Origin of the sequence: Microbulbifer epialgicus (assembly GCF_041447265.1) — a bacterium.
Lineage (GTDB): Bacteria > Pseudomonadota > Gammaproteobacteria > Pseudomonadales > Cellvibrionaceae > Microbulbifer > Microbulbifer epialgicus.
Genome location: NZ_JBGMEK010000116.1, coordinates 1 through 9229 on the forward strand (window position 1 = coordinate 1; position 9229 = coordinate 9229).

The following is a 9229-nucleotide window of genomic DNA, read 5'->3' on the forward strand; positions in this document are numbered from 1 at the left end:
CATAGGCCAACACTGCCTCTTCAATGACCGTGTCAACACGGTTCTTGTGGTTGGGCACACGCCGGTTCTTCTCAAGAAGGGCGTCCACGCCGCCACTTGAAACGGCTTCCTTGTAGCGATAGAAAGTGTCTCTCGATACACCCAGCATCTTGCAAGCTTTGGAGATATTGCCGAGTTCTTCTGCCAGATTTAGCAATCCGGTCTTGTGTTTGATGATGCGATCATTAGTATGGATCATGGGGTTTATCCTTGGTTTTGCTTTTAGATTTAGGCACCTTCATCAAAACTGGTAAACCCCTCTTTTTCAAGAGGATGTGTCAGATTTGGTCTGAACTAATCCACATCAGACTTTCACCAATCACCAGGATGTCCCCTTACTCCACCCCGCGCTTATATTAACCTCCTGCCCAGTTGAGCACCCGCCCCAAGGTCCTTACCTACATATTCACCCCTTTAATCACCCAGCCTACAAAACCAGCTAACCTATTGATATTAATAACTTTTTTTGATTTTATTGAGAGGTTCTGACACATAAAGCATCACCTATTTAGCCAAATGCTATGTTTCTAGAATCGCACTCAGTCAATGAAGCCAGGGGGCATCGGCAATGACCATAAGAATCCTATCTATTGATGGTGGAGGAATCCGGGGGATATTGCCTGGTCAGATACTGGTATCCCTTGAGCACAAGCTGAAAGCGAAATCAGGAAACCCCGAGACCAAGATAAGCGAGTATTTTGACCTGATTGCGGGAACAAGCACCGGCGCGATATTGGGCGCGGCATATATCTGCCCCAATAAGAAAGGAAAACCAAAATTTTCGGCCCAGGAAGCCGTCAATTTTTACCTTGAGGAGGGAGGTAAAGTGTTTGGCTCTGGGTCATGGCCCTTTCTTGAAAGATTGAAGTTAATAAGGGAGGAAAAATACTGCTCTAATGAACTTGAAAGAGTATTAAGAAAGTTCTTTGGCAAAACAAAACTCAGTGACTTGTTGAAACCTTGCTGCTTTGTTTCCTATGATATAAAAAAACGTGAGCAAATTATCTTCAGGCAGCATTGTGCCATAGTAAAGAATGAAGATTTTTTGGTAAGGGATCTTCTGCGTGGCAGCACCGCCGTACCAACCTATTTTGAACCAGCACGTATCTATTCACTACCACCATCAAAAAATAAGTACGTCTTGGTAGATGGCGGCATGGTAGCCAGTGATCCTGCGCTATGTGCCTATTCAGAAGCGATTAAATTTAGTGGCGTCTCTAGGATAGAGGATATGGTAATTGTGTCTCTTGGTACTGGCGGGCAGCTTAAAGGGTACAAATATAAAGAAGCCAAAGATTGGGGTATTTTTAACTGGGCGAGACCAGCCATAGATATTGCGGTGAATGGTGGGGCCCAAATGACTCATTACTATCTGAAACAAATCTCATCTACCGCAGAAGGGTCTCAGTATTACCGCATTCAACCAAAGCTCTATACAGCTGATTCTGCAATGGATAATGCGTCTCCAGAGAACCTGAGAAAACTGAAGAATGCCGGAAAAAAGAATGCGGAATATTTCGATATGGAACTGGAAGAGATCGCTGACATATTAGTAAATACTCAAGGCAATCATAGATACCAGTAACTCTGTAGATAAGTCAAAAATCGTTACTATAAGCCATAGCGGATTATGAAGTGTAACAAAAACCACTACTTTCCATTTTTCAGATACTTTTCTCGCACCTGATTAATCATACCACCAGCCTCTAGCACTTCAATTTCATCTTTTGATAAATCACTCCGCAGATTAATGCTCTCACCAGATGATTTTATCTTCAATTTTATTGGATTTTTTGATTTTATCTGTGCAATCGGCTTATCAATTTCAAGAACTGCATCTTGGTTAAGTCGATCATAATCATCAAAATTCTCGAAAAGTAGTGGCAGTACACCAAAGTTAATGAGATTGCGCCGGTGTATGCGCGCCATACTTTTTGCGATTATGCATCTTACTCCTAGAAAACGTGAAGATACCGCTGCATGTTCACGGCTGGAGCCTTGCCCGTAATTTTCACCACCAACAACAAAGCAGTCACCATTTAATTTCATTGCCCGCTGATAAAAGTTCTCATCAATACGGGAAAATGTGTAACGACTAATGGCAGGAATATTTGAGCGCAATGGTAATATCTCTGCCCCGGCGGGCAGTATTTCATCAGTAGAGACATTGTCGCCCGCTTTCAGTAATAGCGGGCCTTTTAAAACATTCGGAAGCTTATCGAAGTTTGGCAAAGGTTTGATATTGGGGCCTTTAATCAACTCAACTGCTACCGGAATTTCCTGGGGTGGTTGAAGTAACGGCCTCATATCTGATAGATATTCCGGTTCATGAAAGCTCGGGTAGTCCATATCCAGGTCACGAGGATCGGTGATCACGCCTTTCAGCGCACTGGCAGTGGCTGTTTCAGGGCTACATAAATAGACTTGGTCCTCTGCAGTGCCGGAGCGTCCGAGGAAGTTACGCGGCACGGTGCGTAGGCTGATACGGCCAGTAGCAGGGGCTTGCCCCATACCAATACATCCTCCGCATCCGGTTTGATGTAGGCGGGCACCAGCTTCAAGCAATTTTGAGAGATCACCGCTCCGGCTCAGTTCTTCGAGTAACTGACGCGAGGTCGGGTTAATATCAAAAGAGACATCATCGGCTACACTACAACCGGCCACGATACGCGCTGGTATGGCGAAATCCCGTAGGCCCGGGTTAGCAGAAGAGCCGATATAGCTCTGGTAAATCGGGCGGCCCGCCACTTCACGTACAGTTACCACTTTGTCTGGGCTGGATGGGCAGGCAATTAGCGGCTCGATATCAGATAAATTGATGGTATCTTCTTCATCATAGCTCGCGCCCTCGTCGGCTTTCATTTCTACAAAGTCGCTTTCGCGATGCTGTTGTTTAAGAAAAGCTCTCACGGCTTCATCGGCGGGGAAAACACTAGCCGTAGTGCCCATCTCTTGCCCCATATTGGCGATCACATGGCGGTCCATAGCTGTGAGATTAACGAGACCTGGGCCGTGATACTCCACGATCTTATTCACGCAACCTTTGACTGTTTGCCGGCGCAACATTTCCAAGATAATGTCCTTAGCACTGACCCATGGCGGTAATTCACCCTCAAGTTTTACGCCTAGCACTTTCGGCATTTTCAGCGCGAAGGGAACGCCAGCTATGGCCATGGCTACTTGCAGACCACCAGCACCAATGGCCAGCATGCCCATAGAGCCGGCTGCACATGTGTGGCTATCTGCGCCTAGTAACGTTTTGCCAGGGATATCAAAGCAAGCCATATGCGTTGGATGGCTTACACCATTGCCAGGACGTGAAAACCAAATTCCAAACTTGCGACAAGCGCTTTGCAGGAATAAGTGATCGTCAGCGTTTTTGAAATCCGTCTGTAACAGGTTATGGTCTACATACTGTGCGGAAAGCTCAGTCTTGATTTGCGATAAACCAAGTGCCTCTAGCTCCAACATTACCAATGTGCCTGTGCCATCCTGAGCCAGCGTCTGATCAATCTTTATCTCTATTGGGCTGCCGGGTTCCAATGAACCGCTCACGAGATGGCTCTTGATCAGTTTCTGTGCGAGGTTCATAGCCATAATGGGTACCCTTCCTTTATCCGGGAAGCGCCACCTGCGGCGCTACTTGGCCCTGATCATTGTAGCCCGGCCTTGCGAGATATTATGTCTGCTTGGGTGTTCTTTCGTATTTACAGGACTAAGTGAGCGTTTGGGCGATATCTTTGATCCTTCTGCCAATCCGAGCAGTAGCGGCACACTAAATATGGCCGCCTGATCCTAGTTGATCTTGATAATATTACTCAAAGTCAGGTGGCCACATTTGGTGTGCCACTAGAGGGATAAAGGCCGCCACTATGAGCAAGCGCTTACTAAATCTTGATGTCCTGCGTGGACTGGCTGCTATTTTGGTTGTCTGGCAGCACAGTAGCGAAGTGTTTATCCTCACTCCCAACATCGCACAACAAGGAACGGAGCTGGCTAATTTTATCAGCCAGTTGGATTTTGGCAGGATTGGTGTACTGTGCTTCTTCTTAATATCTGGCTTTGTAATTCCCCACAGCCTACTTGAAGCGGACCGCCCCCTGAAGAGCTTTGCCATTCGCCGTTTCTTCCGACTTTACCCCACATACTGGGTTTCGCTCGTTATCGCGATTAGCTTGGCATGGATATTTGGTAACCAAGTTTTCACCACTACCACTGTACTGGCAAATACGACTATGCTGCAGGGGTTGCTGGGCTTTGAAAACGTACAGGAACTCTACTGGACACTAACAGCGGAACTGATCTTCTATTGTCTGTGTGCAATTATGTATGCGCAAAGGCTTTTGCGGAAACCCAGGTATCTCTTGCTAGCCTGCTGGGGTGGTCTATCTCTCTTTATCTGTTTGCAGCTTCTGGAGTACTCTCCTGCTTCCTTACTTCGGCTCCCTGCAACCATCGGTTATATCCCTTATGGCATAGCCGTAATGTTCTGTGGCGCCCTGCTACGGTACTGCTATGAAACCAACAGATTTCACCGATATGCAATCTGGGCCTTAACTTCTACTTTTTCTATTCCCCTGTTGGTTCTGGGACTGCACTTCCTTGACAACTCCATCAGTAGCGAACCTAGTCGCTTTGCGTTGTCTCACCTGATCGCTTTGGGTATCTTTCTTGTGATTGCGTTTTTGCCTTTAAACCCTATACGACATTTGGCAGCTTTAGGAACAATCAGTTACTCCATTTACCTATTTCACTTGGCAGCGGTTTACTTGATGAAGTGGGTTATCTCTCAGCCTTGGGGGACGGTATTTTCAGGCTACCCTTTGGTCGTTTACTTGGCTGTCGCGACACTGGCCAGCATTGTACTGGGGGCCTTGGTTTACCGGTTTATTGAGAGGCCATTTATTAGATTGGGGCACTCCTTAAGTGTTAGTACCCCAGCTCCAGTGAACGCTCAGTAAAAAGGGAGCAAGAACCTAGCCCTGTACTTCAGTATCCTGGCATACCACAACCCTGGTAAGCCGGTGACCGGGCACATCCATCCATGTCCCATTCACATAAGTAGAAGTTGAAGTGACTTCTATCGGGGCGTCCCCGATAAACCGGTAGGCCCCGGGCCCGCAAAGTTTTATAGCTTTTTTATCAATTTTGGACTGGAGATCCTCTCTTTTTGAGAAAATATTACCTCCCGCTGTCACGGCATAAGTGCCTGGTGATACCTCCTTCGAGGTTGCCGCAACCAATGAACAGCCACTAATAACAAAGGGCAACGCTATCAATAATTTTTTCAAAAATTTTCCCCACTAAAAAATCAGTAAAAACATCAATTAATCTGCACTGTTTTTTTATTGGATTATTGAGCCCATAGCAGGCTGATGGCAATAAACCACATCATAATGCCCACTAGAACATCCAGTACCCGCCAAGTTCTGGGATTCTTAAACAACGGCTGCATCATACTGCCACCAACAGACAGCAGACCAAACCACAACATGGAAGCACTGCAGGCACCAATTACAAAGTACAGTGTGCCCTGCCCCGCGTACTGAGCACCTACCGAGCCAATCAGGACTACAGTGTCCACATAGGCGTGGGGATTGAGCAAGGTAAGGGCTACGGCGGTAATCAGGGCTGAACGCCTGGACTTGATCCATTCTTTCTTATTCTCAAGCCCTTTATTAGTGAAGGCTGAACGAAAGGCCATGGCGCCATAAGAAAATAGAAATGCTGCTCCCAGCCAGGTTAACCAGAGCATCCAGTCGCCCTCAGCCTGTGCCAAGTTCGCGACCAGATAGACACCACAGCTGATCAGCACAATATCCATCAGGATACAAAGTGCAGCAATACTGTAATGGTACTGGCGACGAATACTCTGGGTCAGGACAAACGCATTCTGTGCGCCAATAGCCATGATCAAGCTGATAGTGGTCAAAAAGCCCTTTGCGAGCGGGGCCAGTAACAAACCCGTAGCCACGATGCCTCCTGTAGTCTTTGAGTCTTACCCGCAGGTCTACGGGCCTGGAAAGTGGCTGAAGATTAAGAGGGAAGCTACAATAAGTAAATTTAATTATTTTGATACAACATTAGAAAAACTTATGCTGGACCTAAAGCAACTTCAGGCCTTTGCCTTTGTGGTGGAGGAGCAAAGCTTCGACAAAGCCGCATCCCTGCTACATGTGAGCCAGTCTGCGGTATCCCAGCGTATCAAGGCCCTAGAGGGTCAAGTTGGTCAAGCCCTACTGATCAGGTCCACTCCCCTGCGCCCCACCGAGGCCGGCCTGAAAGTGCTCGGCTATTATCAGCAAATGAACCTGCTACAGCACGAACTGCTGGAAGATATAGACCCAGAAGGCAGCAAGACCCGCTACAGCAACCAGAACAAGGTACGCATAGCCCTCAATTTCGACAGCCTGGATACATGGTTTTTAAAGGCCATCACTCCCCTAATCCGCTCCCAACATCTGCTCGTGGATCTGAAAGTAGACGACCAGGATGCCACCCTTGAACTACTGAAAAACGGCGAGGTGATCGGTTGTATCAGCTCCGTTACCAGTAACCTGCAGGGGTGCCAGTCGCTCTTGCTTGGCCATATGGCTTACTTCCCAGTGTGTACACAAAAGTTCAAGGAACAATACTTTTCCGACCCTGTAAATGTGGATGAATTCCGCTACGCTCCGGCAGTGGAATTCAATTACAAGGACCAACTACAGAGCCGCTATCTAAAACAGTTTTGGGGAATTGAAGCCGGGCAGTATCCATCACACGAGATCCCCTCTTCCAAAGGATTTCTCAATTTCCTGACTTTGGGTTTAGGTTGGGGGATGACACCGGATATCCAGGTTGCAGATTTATTAAAGAAAGGCACATTGATAAAACTGACACCAGATCAGCACTTGAAAATACCGCTGTATTGGCATGTGTGGAATCTCAAATCCACACTGATCAAGCAGATCACCAACACCCTGGCGAAGTATGCGCAAAAAGTACTGCACCAGTGAGTATGACTTGCTGGTCTTTGTTCAGACAAATACCATTGCAACACTGCCTTTCGCCAATTCTGTGAAAAACTCCTTGGGAAGAAGCGCAAGCAAAGGTTCAATAGTAGATACTCGCTATTTTACTACCTGCTTCAAAACACCTAAGTAATTATTGGCCAACTCCACATCATCGTAATAACCGCGAGCTTTCAGCAATTTATGCAATGCTCTAAGGTTATAAGTGGGGACCGCCATAAATGCATGATGTTCACAGTGGTAACTCAGACCATCGGTAGGACTCACAAACAGTAAACCCAAAATACCCCTTGGTACCGAGCGCGTATTGTATTTTGGTTCCAGGTGGTAAAGATCTTTGACACCGGCATGTTCAGAAATTTGGCGCATCCGTAGAATAGCCATATACACTGTCAGATAGGCTACCACCCATAGTAAATAAAGCTGTGGAAAACCCGACACCCACAATACGGAAAACAAAACGCCGTTTACGAAAAGACCACGAGTTAACTGAAAATTAACTCGTTTTTTTCGGCTTAACAAATCTCGCCCACTCAAAAACAAATATAAATTTGCTTTTAACCCAGTAACCCCTAAAAAATCCCTGGAAAACTTTCTCAGTAAACTCTTTTTAGCCACTGGATAATCTTTATAATTCGATAAATCTGGATCTTCATCTGTTCCTGCCTTACGATGATGCACCAAGTGGCTTTTAATGTATGTGTCACCATCCATCAATAAAAATGGTGAAGACAACCATTTGGAAACAAAATTATTGTAGGCTCGAGTTGCAAAAAGCGTTTTATGACTGGCTTCGTGCATAATAGCCGCCAGGGCTTGTTGTCTTCCTGCGAGCAGGAACACTGCAACAATATATGTTGACCAGTGTGGAAGTAGCGCTGCAACGATGAAAATACCCACTATACAGAGCCAAGCACACGCTACTACCCACCAAGCTTTGAAGTCATTACGTTGCAAGAATGGCTTGAGTTCTTCTTTACTAATGGGGATATTCACTGCGAGTCTCCTTTCTGTTTTTATACGTCAACACCTAACTTCTTCAATTGTTCCAGCCAGATATTGCGACCAACTCGGTCATACTTATGCACGATACTCCTTAGTTGTTGATACTTCTTTTTTGGCCTGATCACTTTGGGTAACAGAGGATCAATCGCTAAACGGTGGATAGCCTCACCACCTAAGCGACATGTTTCAGGCAACGAAGCATTGACAGGTTTCGACGCTAGAGCTTTAAGGCTGTCCTCAAGCGACTTCATAAGAGTGTCATATTCGTTGTCTAGCCGGTCAATATCCCACAGATGATGCGCCCACTGACTGGCCAATGAGTCCGGCACCTCCTGCAATACAAAGCAATGCGCTTCCGCTTCAAGACCAAGGTTGAACAGCGTTGCGGTTAATTCCGAATGATTGAGAGTTAAGTTATTGGGGCGTACCCATAGATGATCCAGGCCGGCAGCAAAACCATACCAATCCAGTACCAGTAATGATTTTTTGCGAACTGCACGTGCTGCCCCTTTGGGTAAATGGCAGCCTAACCAACGACTATCCCAATGATCGTAATGAAAGGCATCTTGTTGCCAGCGGTTAATAAATACCCGCTTGGCTAATGCTTTTTCCGTCAAACAGTAGATGCCCCGCCCATTTTGGGTAGCCAGGCCAGTGCCTACCAATCTATTTAATGTTACCCGCAGATTATTGATGGAAATATCAAATGCATCGGATATGAAACCTAGCTGACTGGTTGCCAGCTCATGTCGTTTATTAACACCCATCAGATCCAATAGGATATTTTTTGGGGTGGGCTCATAAGTAAAGTGATACATAGTAAATATTACGACATTAGTCCTTAGATGTCTCGTGTGTAATATTACAGACTAAAACCACACATACAATATGTTGTAATTTTAATATTGAAAAAATTCACTTAATTCAACATAAATTTTGCCCAGTTGTTAATAAGGGGCATTTTGCTCGTGCTGCCATTTATTGCTATTAACCCGGCGGACAAATAGTTCGGTTATGCTGCGTACCTAATTGATTCGTGTCGGAAGTAGGCTGCTACACGCGCGGGCTTCTTTTGTAACATTCTCATGTGAGAAAGCACTTTCCTTTTTAGCTTCTCCTTGGATCGGGCTGGCATGCCACTGTGAACGCCCCCTTTAAGGTCGCAATTCAAA

At 46.1% G+C, this 9229-nt stretch carries 9 protein-coding genes; 3 read left to right on the forward strand and 6 right to left on the reverse strand.

Annotated features, from left to right (window positions below; all coding sequences use genetic code 11):
• A partial coding sequence (locus ACCI49_RS22370) for a helix-turn-helix domain-containing protein (protein ID WP_371841453.1) occupies nt 1–238 on the reverse strand: 238 nt, incomplete at its 3' end.
• Between the two features lie 369 nt (nt 239–607).
• Here ACCI49_RS22370 and ACCI49_RS22375 point away from each other — a divergent pair.
• Nucleotides 608–1624, forward strand: coding sequence for a patatin-like phospholipase family protein (locus ACCI49_RS22375; protein ID WP_371841454.1), 1017 nt, complete (start codon nt 608–610; stop codon nt 1622–1624).
• 65 nt (nt 1625–1689) lie between these two features.
• Here the strand turns inward: ACCI49_RS22375 and ACCI49_RS22380 are convergent, their stop codons facing one another.
• On the reverse strand, nt 1690–3636 hold the full coding sequence (locus ACCI49_RS22380) for an aconitate hydratase (RefSeq protein ID WP_371841455.1): 1947 nt from the start codon (nt 3634–3636) through the stop codon (nt 1690–1692).
• Between the two features lie 275 nt (nt 3637–3911).
• On the opposite strand from ACCI49_RS22380, the gene ACCI49_RS22385 reads away from it, so the two are divergent.
• A complete protein-coding gene (locus tag ACCI49_RS22385; protein WP_371841456.1) occupies nt 3912–5000 on the forward strand; it encodes an acyltransferase family protein in 1089 nt (362 codons plus the stop codon).
• A gap of 15 nt (nt 5001–5015) precedes the next feature.
• Here the strand turns inward: ACCI49_RS22385 and ACCI49_RS22390 are convergent, their stop codons facing one another.
• On the reverse strand, nt 5016–5330 hold the full coding sequence (locus tag ACCI49_RS22390; protein ID WP_371841457.1) for a hypothetical protein: 315 nt from the start codon (nt 5328–5330) through the stop codon (nt 5016–5018).
• Between the two features lie 62 nt (nt 5331–5392).
• Nucleotides 5393–6013 (reverse strand): LysE/ArgO family amino acid transporter, encoded by a 621-nt coding sequence (locus ACCI49_RS22395; RefSeq protein WP_371841458.1) that lies wholly within the window; start codon nt 6011–6013, stop codon nt 5393–5395.
• Between the two features lie 121 nt (nt 6014–6134).
• Between ACCI49_RS22395 and ACCI49_RS22400 the strand changes: the two genes are divergently transcribed.
• Entirely contained in the window at nt 6135–7037 is a 903-nt protein-coding gene (locus tag ACCI49_RS22400) for a LysR family transcriptional regulator ArgP (RefSeq protein ID WP_371841459.1), read from the forward strand.
• A 114-nt stretch (nt 7038–7151) separates the two neighbouring features.
• On the opposite strand, the gene ACCI49_RS22405 is transcribed toward ACCI49_RS22400, so the two are convergent.
• The gene (locus ACCI49_RS22405) at nt 7152–8048 is read right to left on the reverse strand and encodes a fatty acid desaturase family protein (RefSeq protein ID WP_371841460.1); all 897 of its coding nucleotides are present in this window, start codon (nt 8046–8048) and stop codon (nt 7152–7154) included.
• A gap of 20 nt (nt 8049–8068) precedes the next feature.
• The gene (locus tag ACCI49_RS22410) at nt 8069–8824 is read right to left on the reverse strand and encodes a hypothetical protein (protein ID WP_371841461.1); all 756 of its coding nucleotides are present in this window, start codon (nt 8822–8824) and stop codon (nt 8069–8071) included.
• Between the last annotated feature and the right edge of the window lie 405 nt (nt 8825–9229).